At 40.5% G+C, this 14,812-nt stretch carries 19 protein-coding genes and 1 pseudogene; 4 read left to right on the top strand and 16 right to left on the bottom strand.

Annotated elements, in window-relative coordinates:
• Positions 1-310: 310 nt before the first annotated feature.
• Both ABHC48_RS18445 and ABHC48_RS18440 read left to right on the top strand, forming a co-directional pair.
• A complete protein-coding gene (locus tag ABHC48_RS18445) occupies positions 311-1,042 on the top strand; it encodes an XRE family transcriptional regulator (RefSeq protein WP_012744271.1) in 732 nt (243 codons plus the stop codon).
• A gap of 56 nt (positions 1,043-1,098) precedes the next feature.
• Entirely contained in the window at positions 1,099-1,299 is a 201-nt protein-coding gene (locus tag ABHC48_RS18440; RefSeq protein WP_005344265.1) for a helix-turn-helix transcriptional regulator, read from the top strand.
• Positions 1,300-1,356: 57 nt separating this feature from the next.
• Here ABHC48_RS18440 and ABHC48_RS18435 read toward each other — a convergent pair whose 3' ends face one another.
• On the bottom strand, positions 1,357-1,746 hold the full coding sequence (locus tag ABHC48_RS18435) for an MmcQ/YjbR family DNA-binding protein (protein ID WP_012744272.1): 390 nt from the start codon (positions 1,744-1,746) through the stop codon (positions 1,357-1,359).
• Positions 1,747-1,995: 249 nt separating this feature from the next.
• On the opposite strand from ABHC48_RS18435, the gene ABHC48_RS18430 reads away from it, so the two are divergent.
• Together ABHC48_RS18430 and ABHC48_RS18425 are read left to right on the top strand one after the other, a co-directional pair.
• Positions 1,996-2,319 carry a MobC family plasmid mobilization relaxosome protein gene (locus ABHC48_RS18430; RefSeq protein ID WP_012744273.1) on the top strand — a complete coding sequence of 108 codons (324 nt, stop codon included), beginning with the start codon at positions 1,996-1,998 and terminating at the stop codon, positions 2,317-2,319.
• On the top strand, positions 2,286-3,665 hold the full coding sequence (locus ABHC48_RS18425) for a relaxase/mobilization nuclease domain-containing protein (protein WP_012744274.1): 1,380 nt from the start codon (positions 2,286-2,288) through the stop codon (positions 3,663-3,665). Before ABHC48_RS18430 ends, ABHC48_RS18425 begins: the two co-directional genes overlap by 34 nt.
• A 15-nt stretch (positions 3,666-3,680) precedes the next feature.
• Here the strand turns inward: ABHC48_RS18425 and ABHC48_RS18420 are convergent, their stop codons facing one another.
• The 15 genes and pseudogenes from ABHC48_RS18420 to ABHC48_RS18350 form a co-directional block, all read right to left on the bottom strand.
• Complete coding sequence (locus ABHC48_RS18420; protein ID WP_243284600.1) at positions 3,681-4,199, bottom strand: hypothetical protein; 519 nt, start codon at positions 4,197-4,199, stop codon at positions 3,681-3,683.
• Between the two features lie 10 nt (positions 4,200-4,209).
• Entirely contained in the window at positions 4,210-4,668 is a 459-nt protein-coding gene (locus ABHC48_RS18415; RefSeq protein ID WP_015514506.1) for a YaiI/YqxD family protein, read from the bottom strand.
• Positions 4,669-4,691: 23 nt separating this feature from the next.
• Entirely contained in the window at positions 4,692-5,276 is a 585-nt protein-coding gene (locus ABHC48_RS18410; protein WP_195700339.1) for an SOS response-associated peptidase family protein, read from the bottom strand.
• 42 nt (positions 5,277-5,318) lie between these two features.
• Complete coding sequence (locus ABHC48_RS18405) at positions 5,319-5,921, bottom strand: hypothetical protein (RefSeq protein WP_012744278.1); 603 nt, start codon at positions 5,919-5,921, stop codon at positions 5,319-5,321.
• A gap of 441 nt (positions 5,922-6,362) precedes the next feature.
• A complete protein-coding gene (locus tag ABHC48_RS18400) occupies positions 6,363-6,761 on the bottom strand; it encodes a winged helix-turn-helix domain-containing protein (protein ID WP_015514508.1) in 399 nt (132 codons plus the stop codon).
• A gap of 65 nt (positions 6,762-6,826) precedes the next feature.
• Positions 6,827-7,783 (bottom strand): peptidase S11, encoded by a 957-nt coding sequence (locus tag ABHC48_RS18395; protein WP_012744280.1) that lies wholly within the window; start codon positions 7,781-7,783, stop codon positions 6,827-6,829.
• Between the two features lie 43 nt (positions 7,784-7,826).
• The gene (locus tag ABHC48_RS18390) at positions 7,827-8,330 is read right to left on the bottom strand and encodes a hypothetical protein (protein ID WP_015514509.1); all 504 of its coding nucleotides are present in this window, start codon (positions 8,328-8,330) and stop codon (positions 7,827-7,829) included.
• A gap of 27 nt (positions 8,331-8,357) precedes the next feature.
• Complete coding sequence (locus ABHC48_RS18385) at positions 8,358-9,542, bottom strand: ABC transporter permease (RefSeq protein ID WP_012744282.1); 1,185 nt, start codon at positions 9,540-9,542, stop codon at positions 8,358-8,360.
• A complete protein-coding gene (locus tag ABHC48_RS18380) occupies positions 9,532-10,245 on the bottom strand; it encodes an ABC transporter ATP-binding protein (protein WP_004853372.1) in 714 nt (237 codons plus the stop codon). The genes ABHC48_RS18385 and ABHC48_RS18380 overlap by 11 nt, the downstream gene beginning before the upstream one ends.
• 4 nt (positions 10,246-10,249) lie before the next feature.
• The gene (locus ABHC48_RS18375; protein WP_330386414.1) at positions 10,250-11,098 is read right to left on the bottom strand and encodes a hypothetical protein; all 849 of its coding nucleotides are present in this window, start codon (positions 11,096-11,098) and stop codon (positions 10,250-10,252) included.
• Positions 11,099-11,241: 143 nt separating this feature from the next.
• On the bottom strand, positions 11,242-12,327 hold the full coding sequence (locus ABHC48_RS18370; RefSeq protein ID WP_008703821.1) for a HAMP domain-containing sensor histidine kinase: 1,086 nt from the start codon (positions 12,325-12,327) through the stop codon (positions 11,242-11,244).
• Positions 12,314-13,015 carry a VanR-ABDEGLN family response regulator transcription factor gene (vanR, locus tag ABHC48_RS18365; protein WP_004853366.1) on the bottom strand — a complete coding sequence of 234 codons (702 nt, stop codon included), beginning with the start codon at positions 13,013-13,015 and terminating at the stop codon, positions 12,314-12,316. Before vanR ends, ABHC48_RS18370 begins: the two co-directional genes overlap by 14 nt.
• Before the next feature lie 5 nt (positions 13,016-13,020).
• Positions 13,021-13,233, bottom strand: a complete 213-nt coding sequence (locus ABHC48_RS18360) for a helix-turn-helix transcriptional regulator (protein ID WP_008703822.1) — start codon at positions 13,231-13,233, stop codon at positions 13,021-13,023.
• A gap of 158 nt (positions 13,234-13,391) precedes the next feature.
• A pseudogene (locus ABHC48_RS18355) lies at positions 13,392-14,567 on the bottom strand (CHAP domain-containing protein); the annotation flags it as partial.
• Positions 14,560-14,766 (bottom strand): hypothetical protein, encoded by a 207-nt coding sequence (locus tag ABHC48_RS18350; protein ID WP_173719636.1) that lies wholly within the window; start codon positions 14,764-14,766, stop codon positions 14,560-14,562. The pseudogene ABHC48_RS18355 and the gene ABHC48_RS18350, both read right to left, overlap by 8 nt.
• Between the last annotated feature and the right edge of the window lie 46 nt (positions 14,767-14,812).

Here is a 14,812-nt window from a genome sequence, read left to right as displayed (position 1 = left end):
TAGACTCAACTGACGGAACAGCAGGTCTTACACCTTACGGTAAGACAATAAATGTAGTGACTTTCAAGTCACACAAAACAGTTCATATCACTATGCAGGATCACACGCTCACTCAAACTTTTCACCTCCCAGCTGCTTCCTTCAACATAATGTCTTATCAATTTCTGTATGTTTAGTATATATCGACATTTCGGAGATAGTCAAGCAACATCTTGGTTGTATTTTCTCCATTTCGGAGATTATTGTTGATTTTATTTCTAACATACGGTATAATGCATATAGAAAATTCAAATAGAAATGAGGCGAACAAATGCGTGATTTCGGGGAAATATTAGCAGAAAATAGAAAAAAGAAAGGATACTCTCAATCAGATCTGGTAAACCTGCTTTCTCAGGAAGGTATTCAGGTCACTACAAAAGCACTCTCCAAATGGGAGAACAATGCACGAGAACCCGCTTTACATGTTTTCCTGACACTTTGCCAGTTACTTGATATCGAAGATATATATGAATCCTTCTTTGGAGAAAATCCATATAACATTATGAGTGGATTGAATGAAGAAGGCAGAAATAAATTGATTGAATTTGCTGATATTTTGAAAGCTTCTAAAAAGTTTTCTCCACTGTCTGCAAAGATTATCCCATTCCATCATCCTGTAGAAATTACCTGGGAACCAGTTTCTGCTGGTACTGGAAATTACCTGGAAGATTCTGTAAAAGAAACCTATGACGTAGGACATCTTGCTCCTGAGCAGACTGACTTTGGTGTGCGGATCTCTGGTGATAGTATGGAGCCACTTTATCATACAGACGATGTTGCATGGATTCAGAAAAAAGATTCTCTTGCTAATGGTGAAATTGGAATCTTCTATCTCAACGGCAATACTTACATCAAGGAATTACACGATGAGCCAGATGGTGTTTATCTGATCTCTTTAAATCAAAAATATCGTCCTATCCAAGTTTTGGAATCTGACTCTTTTAAGATTTTTGGAAAAGTAATCGGGAAATGCAAAGGTGCAGAAATTCCAGGATTTCATTAGATTTCAACAGCAGGTTCATGATCCTACTGATAACAATAAGCAAAGGAAGTGATTGAATGGCAATCAATAATACATTAAAAGATATTCGTGAAGAACGGAATCTCATTCAAGCAGATTTGGCTGAAGCCATAGGTTCCTGCAGCCAGACGATAGGCCGCATCGAACGTGGAGAACGAAATCCCTCTCTTGAGATTGCAATCCGGCTGGCACATTACCTGAAAGTGCCTGTAGAAGATATTTTTCAAGTTGAAGACTGAAGCACAACAGCCAGAAAACCGAGGAGTAAAATCCCCGGTTTTCCTTTTGCTCAAAAATCACTGTAATCCACTTACATTTTCTTCTTTTCTGCCTGCTCCGTCAATCAGGTCATAGCTCATATCCAAAAAGTCCAGTGTCTTAGCCTCACTGACAGAACCATCCAGTAAAATCGTGATCCAGTGCTGCTTATTCATATGGTATCCAGGTAAAAATCCATAAGTCTGAATAATCATATTCGTCATGTCCGGATCACACTTTACGTCCATGATATCAACCGGATCTTTTCCTTCTAATCCCAGTTTCGATTTTTCAACCGTCATGACCACAGCATACCATTTTCCATTCTTATGTCGTAGCACAGCATTATCTGGTGATTGTGCCCATAAATACTCCGGCACCGTACCATACTGTTTCTTCACATATTCAAAAATTTCTTCTTTCTTCACAGTTTATTCAACTCCTGATTCTTCTGATATCCTGCCCATAATCATACCATATTTTCAGTTCCCGTACTACCTGCCAAATTCTTTTGCATTTTCCCGGTTCTCCTGACTTTAACTAATAGAGGGGTAAAACAGCAAGGACAGGAAGTGAGGATACACTTCCGGAAAATCCCAATTTAGGGTACCCTGCCCTGAATTGAAAAACGCTGAAAGCAACGATACTACTGCCCTCTCAGAAAGGAGAAACTGCTAATGGCTGAAAGAAAAAGAAACAAAGAAATTCATTTTTATGTCACAGAAGAAGAACGAAAGCTAATCCGCAGGAAGATGATAGAATCAAAAACCAAGAACATGGGAGCTTATCTGCGTAAGATGGCAATCGACGGCTACATCGTCAACACAGATACAACTCCTCTGAAGAAACAGTATGAGGAAATGCACAAGATTGGCATAAATATCAACCAGATTGCAAAAAAGGTAAATACCACCGGAGATCTATATCCGGAAGAAATGCAAGAATTGAAAGAGATGGTGAAAGAACTATGGCATATATTAAGATCTTCCCCATTAAAGTAACAGACAAGAAAGCTCTGGACTATATCACGAATCCAGACAAGACTGATGAAAAACTGCTGGTTTCCAGTTTTGGCTGTTCCCCGGAAACTGCTGATCTCGAATTTTCCATGACTAGAGAAATGGCAAAAAAGAATGGAATGGACAAAGGTAATAACCTGGCATTTCATCTGATCCAGTCATTTAAACCTGGAGAAGTTGATGCCGAAACTGCCCATCGCTTAGGACAGCAATTTGCAGCCGAAGTACTGAAAGGAAAATATGAATACGTGATCAGTACCCATGTTGATAAAAAGCACATTCATAACCATATCATCTTCAACGCTGCAAGCTTTGTTGATCATCACAAGTATGTTTCCAATAAGCGGAGCTACCATAAACTCTGCAGAATCAGTAATCGTATCTGCCTGGAAAATGGACTTGCCACCAGTATGCCAACCGGAGAAAAAGGAAAAAGCTATAAAGAGAACATGGAATATCATCGTGGCACCAGTTGGAAAGCCAAGCTACGTGTTGCAGTTGATAAAGCAATCTGGACTTCCATCAACTATGAGGAATTTCTACAAAAAATGCAGTTAGCTGGATATGAAGTCCGGCAGGGAAAGCATCTTTCTTTCCGTGCACCGGAACAAAAAAATTTCACTTATATGAAATCTCTGGGAAGTTATTATACGGAAGAAAACGTCCGCATCCACTTAGCTAAAAATCGTAGCAAAGTGAAAACTCCAAAACATCTGTCCAGAGAAGCTCGCCTGTATATCAATATCTCCACGTATGTAACGACTGGCAATCGAGAAGGATTTGAACATTGGGCAAAACTCAATAATCTAAAAGAGGCAGCCCGCACCTTCAACTATCTTTCAGAAAATAACCTACTGAATTATGAGGATTTCAGGCAGCATGTTTCTGATGTTGATGCTTCTGTTAAAGCGGCTGATCAGAGAATAGCACACATCACCAGTGAGCTAAGCACGCAGAAAGTCATTCAGAAACACTGTGATTCTTACCGGCTCTGCCGTAAAGTGATAGAAGATTGCAAATCTGCAAAAAATCCAAAAGAATACCGTTCCAAGCATCTGGCAGAATACCAACTCCACGATTCACTAAAAAAAGAGCTTCAGGATCTCGGTGTTACCAAAATCCCTAGCTCTGAAAAAATCCAGAAGCGGATTGAAAATCTTGAATCTGAACAAGCTGCTACCGTCCGGGAAAAACAGAAATTACAGAAAAAGCAGAAAACACTGGATATCATTCAGCAAAATTTCTCTGTGCTGCTCGATGCTCCTGAAATCAATTCAGACTTACTTCCGGCAAAACGGGAACCTGTTTCTGTCACAAGAGATAAATAAGATTGCACTGACAACTCAATTATTCTCTTCCAAATCTTCCCAAGGTTTCAGACCCATTTCCTCCCAGGTGACACCATACGGTGCACCTCCGGAGGTATAACCGGCAATAACGAAAAATCTGTCATCTTGCAAGATTTCTTCTTTAGCCAGATTATCTCTTGTTTCTTGTTTCCGTCTTGCTCGCCTCTGCTGCTTCTTTTTTTTCGCAACAGCTGCTTTTTCTTCCGGCGTTTTCTTATGTTTTTTTGCCATAAGTGTTTCTATTATAATTCCATTCTGAATGTCTCTCAGGATACGTTCTTCATAACTCTTTTCACGCTTTTCAACAATTTTATAAAATTCTTCATATTCCGTTTTAGGAGCAAGCGATTGAACTGCCGTAAACAAACTTTTGCATATATCATTCATTTCAGTAGCATCCGGCATTCGCTGATTCTCAAGATAAAACTTCAAGTGCATTTTGTATGTTTTATCTGCTATTGCACTCTTCTGTTTTTGTTTTAAGTCTTTATAGCTTCTGTCGTTCCTCTGCATCTACAATTCCTCATCTGCCTTCTTTCTCCCGTGCCATCAAAAGCATTTTTTCAAAAGACTGAGCGAATCTTTCATCATCTTCCTCCGTCCGCTTCTTCGGTCCCTTGACATGACATTTACGGGAACTTCTTCTGGCTTTTTTACTCAGGTGACGTTCCATTAGCATCTGATCAATATTATCATCCGTGTACCATTTACCTGATTGATGAATAGCATAAGCACCTTTTCCCAATGCCATTGCAGCCACACCATAGTCCTGTGATACGACAATATCTCCTTTATGGCAGATACTAATCAGTTTATAATCTACTGCATCTGCTCCTGCACCGACAACAACAACTTTACTATAAGTCGATGACAGAACATGGTTTGTATCACACAACAACATTACCGGAACACTATTATCTTTTGCAATCTTTTCAATGATCGCAACCACTGGGCAGGCATCTGCATCAACAAATATTTGCATCTTTCTATTTCTCCTCTGAACCATTATAAGAATAAGCTCTGCTGTTCGTATTCTGCCTCTCGTTTTAGCTGAACCGTTACCTGATGCAGAATTTGCTCCATTTTCCTGTCATCGAACCAATCTTTCAGCTGTCCTTTTTCCAATATCAGCGGCATACGATCATGTACTTTTATCATAGATTCATTGGCTGCTGTAGTCATAATCACAAATCGTCGTTCATTCTCAAACCAATCACAGAAGCCAGCCATATACAATACTGGTGCATCATATCTGGAAAATGTATTTTTCTCTTTTAACCGATTCCATTCATAGAACCCACTTGCCGGTATCAAAATGCGGTGATAGAGGATTCCATTTCGAAAAGAAGGTTTATCCATAACAGATTCTGCTCTTGCATTTATAACCAGATTCTTTCCTTGTGACAATGGATATCCCCACTTGCAAACATCCAGTTTCAATCCATGTTCTGATTTTTCAATGATCGGTGCTACATTGGTTGGAAAGATATCTCCTGCAAAATGTTCCTGCCGGATCCGTTGGTCTATATCATGCACTACTTTTTCGATTTCATCTGCCATATCAGAATCAATATAATATCTACCACACATAATACTTCCTTCACTTATAGATTCTATTTCATCAAATATACATCATTTATTTCTAGGCACTTTAAACTCAGTTAATTTATAATTTTGAATCCACCCCATACATTCTTCACCATCTTCATTCTCCCAAATTATCTGTCGCCACTTTTTATATTTATCTATAATTCTAACAACTTTCCCTTCCTCAAGCTTTTCAATTACAATCGAATGGCAGTCATGCTTCAGTCGTACAATAGATTCTCTATTAACGATTCTATATTTAGTCGTATTTAGCTCCTTCGCATCATATCCCATTCCAACGATGTAATAATTATTGACTTGTTGTGTATAATTGTAATTATTTATCGTTGTTGCTGAAGAATTCGTAACTCCCAAAACAACTGATATAATCGTAATAATAAAGTTCAGCCATTCTCGTATTTCTTTAACATCTATCGTTCGTTTTTCTTCTATTGGCAAATTCTGCTTCTCTTTATTTATCGAAAGATTCGTTGCTCTTTCATATTCCGATGCAATAGTTTCTGACACCGTATCAATATCCCATTCTTCGGATTCTGAGAAAACTTGATCGGTAACTCTTCCCAATAAATTTATATGAGGCTTCTGGCATAATGGTGGAAGCCTAACACCATAAATTAACAACACCATATTGAAAAAACACTTGTGTCCTTTAATGTATTAACTGCGAAGAAAAACACAAAAGGAGTATTCACAAGTGGCTTCAGTTAATACATTATGCAAAAGTGTCCTTAATGTCAAGAACACAGTTATAAAAAATTGTAATCTTTACTCTGATAAGAATGGAGTTAAACATATTCGTATCCAAGCAAGACCTAATAAATGGCACGAGAACGACTGCCCATTCTGCCATAAATCATGCCCTGTTTATGATAAACATTCCAGTAGTATAATGCCGAGATATTACGAAGATAACTCGTAGAAAATGCAAAGTCCAGTCGCAAGTTTAGACACGATATTGCTCTTAACAGTCGTATAAAATCAACATTTGCAGGGATTTATCAAATTCCGACATACCGTCTTAGAAAATGAATAATCCCTCGCAATTCATTATGAACTACGAGGGACTGCTTACTGACTGTTAAAGCGGTAGCCGATCTCACGAACACTATCTATGGAAAAGTGAGAGTTTGTATCACAAAGTTTTTTACGAAGATTCCGAATGTGAAAGCCTACGGTATCCTTTTCATTGCCTGCTGATATTTCGCCCCACACCTTATCATAAATCTGCTCGTATGTAAGAACACGACCTTTATTGGCTGCGAGCAAGCAGAGTATATCGTACTCTTTGACGGTCAGTTCAATTTCCTGACCGTTATTGATAACTCTGCGCCGGCTCAAATTGATTTCTAAGCCGGAAAGGGATAATGTCGGCTCATATGAAATCTCTAATTTTTCAAAATCAGGGTGCTGTTTTACAAAAGCCAGCATATCGTCAAAGGCTGTTGAGTCTTGTGCTTTGAACTCCATTATTACGATTCGTCCGATATTATCACCCCCCTTGGTTAGTTTTTTTGTCTTGGACAACATAAGATTTATTGCGTGAGATAATACGATTCATCAATCGTTTTCAGAATAAAATTCACATCGTCATAACGAGAGGAATCGGACTGAGAGCCTAAACTGCATATCAAAAACTCTTTTCCGTGCTGCTGATAAAGCACAATCAAGTTATAGTCGTCAGACAGAGAGCCAGTCTTAATTCCGCATACATTTTCGTTGTAATATTCGGATGTCGGATCAAGGAAGGCGTTTGTATTCTGCCATATTTGTGTACTGCCATCAGGCAGTGTTGCCGTATAAGTGTTTTGAGATACAATTTCTCTAAACCACGAGTATTCCAACAACCGATATACTACTTCTTTCAAATCTAAAGTGGTGGTAAGTGCCTCCATATCAAAACCACTCGGATCATATAAAACTGTGTCTAAGTACCCCTGCTGTTGCAAATGCAGGTTTAAGTTCTCCATGAAAATCCTCACACGCTCTTGACAGCTTTCTGCTTGCGGCGAAAGTAATCCTCCACAATAATCAGCAACCACATAAGCTGCGTCATTCCCTGACGGTACTAACATTGCCGCAAATAGATTGTGTAAAAAGTATTCTTTTTCCTTGATTTGAGCAACAGACGAGCCAGGTTTCGTGAGTGAAATAGCACCATAGTCTGCAACAACGATACTATCAAGGTCTGCTAAAGTTGACGCATACTCAATAACAAACAGCTTGGCTAAACTTGCAGGAATTTGTGGCTCGTTCTCGTTTTTTGAAACAAATATTTCATCATCAGAACAATCCACCAAAATCAGCGATTTTGCATTATAAGAGTCAGGAAAATCTTCTTTGTAGAGAAAACCATTTATTTTATTCTTTACCTCTCTGAAATTTTCCGGCTGCATTGCCCACGGCACAAACATTATACCTATGCCGATACAAACTACAAGCAAAAACAAAAATACTCCAAATCGTTTTTTCTTACGGCGTTTTCTCTGCATATATGTGCTCACCTCCCAACACCAAAACTCCTATGTGCCATTTTTAATCGGCATAATTTGCCTGAATACACTCTGTAAATCCAGACGGATCTCCCAACTTAGCTTTATCAATATTATCACGAAGATATTTGCGTGTGGCGTCATCACAGCGATCTGTTCCCATATAAGGCATATCAAAGGCTTTTTCGAGTTCAGCTAAGGCTTTTGCCGCCCTTTCCGAATCCGTATTGTAAGTATCAAGCCATTCCTGCATCCAAGAATATTCCCAAAGGTTAGATGCTCTTGTATCGCCATATCCTATCTGAAAAGACGCTCCCGTATCTTCGCCTTCCAAAGCATCAGGCGGCGTAAAGCCCTCCGGCCAATTCAAACTCTCAATGGTCGTTAGGTATTCTTCTTCAATGGTAGCAAAGTCCGTGAAACCTCTTGTGTTTGTGTCGGAGTCCGAAGAAGTGGAGCAGCCTGCCAGCATAATCACCAGCAAAGAAATCATAACACACAATAACAGTCTGTACGGTCTTTCGGATTTTGAGATTGTTCGTTTCATTTTGTTTCCTCCTTGAATTGAGTTTTATTATCTAAGAGCCAATGCAGGCTCTAATTTTGCTGCTTTCAATGCTGGTAATAATCCGCCCAATAATGCTGTAAGCACAGACACAGCAACTGCAACAACAGCAACGCTGATTGGATAACTCGGTGTTCCCACCGGGGAATCCACAGGGAGCAACGCTCCAATACAATGCACCAAAATCAGCGAAATCAAAATAGCTGCAAGGCAAACGAATATTGATAAAATCAACTGTGAGCCTAAAACCAATGCCACAATATTTGTTCGTGAAGCACCTATCGCTCTGCGGATCAGCAACTCATGTGTGCGCTGTTCCAATGAAGATAGTCCGATATTGATCTGCCCTAATACGGAAACAAACAGCAACAAAAGCGAAGTAACCAAAAGCCCTAATTGCAGTATGGACAATACCGAATCATAGGTATCTCCAATATCACTCCGCCCAGCACTTTCCCAGTAACCGCCAATGGTATCAGTCAAAATGTCGCCAAGGGCAGAATGTATCTGTTCGATTGTCAGTCCTGTTGTGGGATGCCAATACACATTTGCATTTTGTACTTGCCACATTGCTGGTGCGAAATTGAGGATCGCCGCAGAATCCGCATAGATAGTCGGAAAATCCCTGCCATCGTTTACTACTCCGACAATATTGAATGGGGTTAACGAAAGTGTGCTTTTTACATTTCCTGCAGCATAGGGCGAATCATTAAAATAGTTTTTAGCTTCTTTGTTTATGACCACTTCAAGCGAGCCGCCCTCACTCGAAGGCTCTAACCATCTACCGGATGTCATTGGAAGATTATAGACTTGACTATATGCCTCCGTGGTGCAAACTAAATCAAAAGCCATCAGGTTTTGGTAAACATCATTCGGCGGTATTGGCGTTAAATCTTTCATTGGTGCAAATCGAATATCTTCTCCCATAGAAAAAGTAACAGCGGCTACATCATCAATGGCTTCAAATCTCTGGAATAATTGTTCCATTTTATTTCTATCGTGAAAATCGGATTCCGTTATCACGAATGAGTAAGTAGGTGACCAGCCATATACCTGTGCGTTTACGGAAATCAAATACTCCCGTCCAAGCGTACCAACTAATACCGATCCAAGCATTGCGATAATGCCTACAAGCATTGAAACACTTGTCAGAATACTTCTAAGTGGAGACAGACGAAGGTCTTTAAGTATCATTTTTAGCACAAGTTATCCTCCCTCCATCCATTTCAAAAATCGTATCACAGGTATCTGCAATATCAGGATCGTGCGTAACCAACAGCAGCATAATTCCATTTTCTTTTACGACGCTGTGCAACAGTTCCATAATCTGCGTTCCCGTCTTTTTATCCAACGCTCCCGTAGGCTCATCACATAAAATGGCTTCCGGAGATACTGCAAGCGCCCTTGCGATTGCAACTCTTTGTTGTTCACCGCCGGACAAATTGATTGGGTAATCATTTTCCTTGCTTTCTAAGCCGACACTTTTTAGCAAGCCTGTAATTATCTCGTGACGCTGTTTGGCGGTAAACGACTTTTTGGCATAGAGTAGGGGTAATTCGATATTTTCCCATACCCGCAAGTGCTTAATCAGAGAGTAGTTCTGAAATACAAATCCGATATTATTGGCTCGCAGTATAGACAGATCACGGTCTTTCAAAGCAGAAATAGATATACCATCATAAAGGTACTCGCCCTCATATTCCCGATTTAACAAGCCAATAATGGATATAAGGCTTGTTTTGCCTGAGCCGGACTTTCCGACAATGGCATAACTGCGCCCTCGTTGCAATTCCATATTAGCGTTGGTTACTGTTGTCAGCATATCGCCATTATTCAATTTGACGCTTGCTTTCAAATCCTTTATTTTGATTAAAGTCTTTTCGGAAATTCCTTTCATTTTATCAAATCCCCCTCGGATCAAGGTTTGGCGGAGTAGCAGAAACTACATCGCCCTCCTCTAAGCCGGACAGTATTTCTATATTGGCTCCGTCTGTCACACCCAATGTCACTTTTGTTTCCACTCTTTCTCCATTCGGAGTAATTACAGTAACCAATCCCGTCCCTTGTCTACCCGCTATTACCGACAGCGGCAATATAAGGACATCATTTCTCGTTGTCGCCGTTATGACTACCGTTGCACTTTGCCCCGATTTCACATCGACTGTTTGACTGATCAAGCATTGCAGAATGCCCTCTTGCGGCACGATTCCCGTAAACGCATTTTCATCTGCGGCAGGCGACACCACGGCAATCATATCGGTTGGTCCTACACCATCATATACTTGAAATTTTGCTTTCAACTCTGCATACTCCGGTAAGGTACTCAAAAAATTATCTGCCTCTACATTGAGGGCAAATCCTGTATAATGCACTATCGCTACGGGATAATTACTCGGTACGCTTTCATTGGATGGGGCAATAGAGGTAATTGTACCATCCACCGGAGATTTCAATTCTTTGCCGTTCACAGTTCCAATAATTTGCCCGGCAGTGATTTTTTCTTCTAATTCTACCGCTGTATTAAATATGCCATTTTCGGGTGAGAAAATAATAAACGGTACTGCCGGAACAATAGTCGTTTGCGTTGAAACGGTTGGAGTAATTGTCCCTCGTACAACTGATACCGTTTTTTCTGCGGATGTTGCGCTATCTGTAAGATTGTTTTCGTCTGTCTGCCCAATTGCAGAGCAGGCAGATAGCGTAAATACAAGAAACAAAATAGAACATAGCAGCATTTGTTTTCTTAGCAACTTCATCATTCCTCCTTATGCTGTATCACAAAAAATACGAGCCTCTATCTTGATACTTTTATTGTACCAAAACAGAAGCCCGTATTTTCTTGATTGCTCGTAAGATATTCCTCTTTTTTTCTATGCAAATTCTTACAATTTTCCTACGCCAACGGCAAAGTAATTGAAAACTTGTTTTGATCCTCTTGGCTCTCTGCAACGATTGTACCATTGTGTAGTTCAACAATCTGCTTTGCAATCGCCAAACCTAATCCAGCTCCTCCACTGCTTGTACTTCTCGCTGCGTCAAGCCGATAAAACTGCTCGAAAATCCTGTTTAACTTTTCTTCCGGCAGAGTATCGCCGTGGTTACAAAAAATAATGCTGACCGTATCTTCCTGACATTGTGCGCTGATCGTGATATCCGTATTTTCAAAACTGTAGATAACCGCATTTCTCAAAAGGTTATCAAAAACACGCTGAATTTTGTCTGCGTCACATCGAAGCATTATATCATCATCAACACAAAGATTACATTGCAAATTCTTTGATTTGAGCATAGGCTTAAATTCATATACAAGTTGCTCCAGCAGGCGAGTTAAATTGATTTTCGTGTATTGTAATGTAATATCGTATATATTGAATCGTGTTATCTCGAAAAACTCGTTAATCAGATCCTCTAACCGTTCTGCCTTACCAAGAGTGATTGAAAGGTACTTTTCTCGAAGTTCCTTTGAGATTTGCGACTCATCACGCAGTAAAGTAAGATACCCGATTACAGAAGAAAGCGGTGTTTTCAAATCGTGTGCAAGATACATAATCAGGTCATTTTTTCGCTGCTCATTTTCTTTTGCAAGCCTTGCATTACTTTCAGCCTCTTGTTTTAACTGATTGATGTTAGCGGCGATTTCACTCAACTCCGGGGACATTTCAATGTAACTGACATTCTGATCGAACATTTTTCCTGTCGCAGCCTGTACCTCGTACACATAGGCGACTACTTTTTTCAAAAGTAGGTATGTCATGTATATAATACAGCCACCCCACACGATTACAGCCACTATATAAAGATATACTGTTCTGTAATACAAGTAATAATACAAAACATACTTGCGGAGAATTTCCTCTGCCATAATTCCTAAAAGAAAAGTACCGCCAAAAATAAGCACAGAGCAAATCGCACATTGAATTACATACCCTTTGAACAAGGTAGAGAGCAGATAGTTTTTTTCTTTTTTATTCAATTTCATACCCTACCCCCCAAACAGTTTTAATGAACTTCGGATTTTTTGAAGGTTCATTCAATTTTTCCCGAAGCCGCCCAATGTGCGCCATTACCGTATTGTTACTGTTGCGAAGATACTTTTCTTTCCACACGGCTTCAAATAATTCCTCCGAGGCGACAACTTTACCCTGATGTTCGCACAGATACCACAGAATAGAAAACTCCAACGGAGTCAAGGCTATTTCTTTGCCATACAAGTAGCACTTGTGGCTGACTCTGTTTATCAGTAGACCTCTGATGTCATACTCGTCTTTTTCTTCGGATTGGCTCAAATTAGGACTGTTATAGCTCTGATAACGCCTTAATTGCGTCTTTACTCTTGCCACAACCTCTAAAGGATTAAACGGTTTCGTTATATAATCATCCGCACCAATCGTAAGCCCCATAATCTTGTCGCTATCCTCAATTTTGGCGGTAAGCATAATAATAGGGAAGTAAAACTTTTCCCGAATTTTTTGGCAAAGTCGAAAACCATCAATATCCGGCAGCATAATATCAAGTATCGCTAAATCAATCTGCGACTGTTTGATACATTTCATCGCCTCTAACCCATTATAACATTTATATACTGAATAACCATCGTTACTCAAATACACTTCAAGCAGATCAACGATTTCTTTTTCGTCATCCACAATTAAAATCTTCTTGTTCATTGATCCTACACCTCATTTTCGGGTACGGCTTCCATTATGTCGCCAAAATCACACTCTAAGTATTCGCATATATTCAACAGCACGGGAAGGGTAACATTTTCATTTTTTCCGAGTTTCGCAAATGTACTTTTGCTTGCCCCGACCGCTTCTCGTAATTGACTCTTTTTCATTCCCTTGTCAATCAGAAGTTTCCAAAGTTTGTTGTACCGTACTTTCATTTCCGCACCTCCACCCAAATATAGTTTGTATTATAGCACTTTGAGAGTGAAATCGCAATTATTAAGTCTGTATTTTGAGACTTTTAGTTTTCAAACCGGCACAATATCTTTCTGATATGTAATCCAACCGCCTGCAAAATGCAGGCGGCTTGTGTATTTTAATAGGCAGGTGCGCCGTAGCCAAGAATCTCGTAATAACCGATAGAATACTCATTGACTCGGCAACTGTCGCCGGAGTTGCCCTCGACCGTATAAACCTTGCCGTTTTCGACCTTTTGAACAATACCCGTATGGTCGGATAATCCATCCTGACCACTTTCGTCTGCCCAATCGAAGAAAATAATCATTCCGGGGGCAGGCTCGGCGCTGCCATCCAGCCATTGTCCACGATCCTTAAACCATTGTACTCCGTTGACACAGCCTGCATATTTTGGGATAACTCCAGCGTCGATATAGCCGCACTCGTTGGCACACCAAGATACAAAGCAAGCACACCATTCTACACGGGAGTTAAAACCGTACCACGACCAATACGGCTGACCGCCCACATTGCCAACCAGAGAGAGTGCAACGGTCACGATCTGTCCGTCGCCGCCTGTAATGCCGTAAAGCACCTGTGACCAAAGGTAATTGTTTTCATCTGCAAGCAGTTCAGCGAGGTAGCCTTTCTGTTCTTCGTTAAAACCATATTGCGCCGCCATTTCCTCGGCAGTCTTGTGGCTGACGGTAATATACAGATAGGTTTGTGTGACCGTGCTTTCAGTTTCCACGATATTACCGTGTCCGTCATCGGTTTCGGTAATAACTGTTTCGGTCTTGCTCTCTGTTCGGGAAGATATTTGATTCATCTCCCAAAAGATGTCTTTTAAGAGTTGCTTTTTGCCATCGTCCATTGTGGCAACCTCTTGGGGGTTATCTTGATCCGTATTCGTTTTTACAGAGTAAACGGCAAGCACCTCTTTCCAAACGGCTCTGCTGCCACTCATTTCAAGAACATCATAGGATACCGAGTTCTTTTCCTCTTGCAGCTTGGTATCGTATTCGGTATTGATTTCCTGCACAACGGTCTGCATACTCATTCCAGTGCCGGAATCTTCGTCTGAGAAGAAAATGCCAAATACTGAGCCGAGGATCATACCAATCAGGCAAATCACGATAATAACCAAAACCGCCACCCAGCCGCCTGCGGCGATAGCGGCAATCAAGGCTTTCGTTCCGGCAATAATCGCTTTAATGGCAAGTGCGGTCGCTTTGGCAATCGCCTTTACCGTAACCACGGCGGCTTTTGCCGCAGCCCTTGCCGCTTGTGCTGCTCTCTGTGCAGTTTTAACCGTAATGATTGAATCCACCTAAAACTCCTGGATTGCTATGCCCCCGCTTATGCCCCTTGTCATCATAATGGTTTAAACCGCCAAAGAATCCTGGTCGACTCTCACCTACTTTATGCCCGTTATTGTCATAATGATTCATACCACCAAAAAAGGAAGGCGAACTATGTCCGATTTTCTTTCCATTTGCATCATAGTCGTTCATACCACCAAAGAATCCTGGTCTGCTCTCGCCTACTTTTTTCCGTTTG

It is taken from the genome of Ruminococcus sp. 1001136sp1 (genome assembly GCF_039841815.1).
GTDB lineage: Bacteria > Bacillota > Clostridia > Lachnospirales > Lachnospiraceae > Blautia_A > Blautia_A faecis.
This window is presented reverse-complemented; position numbering and strand designations above follow the sequence as displayed.

Coding starts and splice junctions, on each gene's coding strand:
- ABHC48_RS18445 (WP_012744271.1), top strand. CDS start 311: ATGCGTGATTTCGGGGAAATATTAGCAGAAAATAGAAAAAAGAAAGGA.
- ABHC48_RS18440 (WP_005344265.1), top strand. CDS start 1,099: ATGGCAATCAATAATACATTAAAAGATATTCGTGAAGAACGGAATCTC.
- ABHC48_RS18430 (WP_012744273.1), top strand. CDS start 1,996: ATGGCTGAAAGAAAAAGAAACAAAGAAATTCATTTTTATGTCACAGAA.
- ABHC48_RS18425 (WP_012744274.1), top strand. CDS start 2,286: ATGGCATATATTAAGATCTTCCCCATTAAAGTAACAGACAAGAAAGCT.
- ABHC48_RS18420 (WP_243284600.1), bottom strand. CDS start 4,199: ATGCAGAGGAACGACAGAAGCTATAAAGACTTAAAACAAAAACAGAAG.
- ABHC48_RS18415 (WP_015514506.1), bottom strand. CDS start 4,668: ATGCAAATATTTGTTGATGCAGATGCCTGCCCAGTGGTTGCGATCATT.
- ABHC48_RS18410 (WP_195700339.1), bottom strand. CDS start 5,276: ATGTGTGGTAGATATTATATTGATTCTGATATGGCAGATGAAATCGAA.
- ABHC48_RS18405 (WP_012744278.1), bottom strand. CDS start 5,921: ATGGTGTTGTTAATTTATGGTGTTAGGCTTCCACCATTATGCCAGAAG.
- ABHC48_RS18400 (WP_015514508.1), bottom strand. CDS start 6,761: ATGGAGTTCAAAGCACAAGACTCAACAGCCTTTGACGATATGCTGGCT.
- ABHC48_RS18395 (WP_012744280.1), bottom strand. CDS start 7,783: ATGCAGAGAAAACGCCGTAAGAAAAAACGATTTGGAGTATTTTTGTTT.
- ABHC48_RS18390 (WP_015514509.1), bottom strand. CDS start 8,330: ATGAAACGAACAATCTCAAAATCCGAAAGACCGTACAGACTGTTATTG.
- ABHC48_RS18385 (WP_012744282.1), bottom strand. CDS start 9,542: ATGATACTTAAAGACCTTCGTCTGTCTCCACTTAGAAGTATTCTGACA.
- ABHC48_RS18380 (WP_004853372.1), bottom strand. CDS start 10,245: ATGAAAGGAATTTCCGAAAAGACTTTAATCAAAATAAAGGATTTGAAA.
- ABHC48_RS18370 (WP_008703821.1), bottom strand. CDS start 12,327: ATGAAATTGAATAAAAAAGAAAAAAACTATCTGCTCTCTACCTTGTTC.
- vanR (WP_004853366.1), bottom strand. CDS start 13,015: ATGAACAAGAAGATTTTAATTGTGGATGACGAAAAAGAAATCGTTGAT.
- ABHC48_RS18360 (WP_008703822.1), bottom strand. CDS start 13,233: ATGAAAGTACGGTACAACAAACTTTGGAAACTTCTGATTGACAAGGGA.
- ABHC48_RS18350 (WP_173719636.1), bottom strand. CDS start 14,766: ATGAACGACTATGATGCAAATGGAAAGAAAATCGGACATAGTTCGCCT.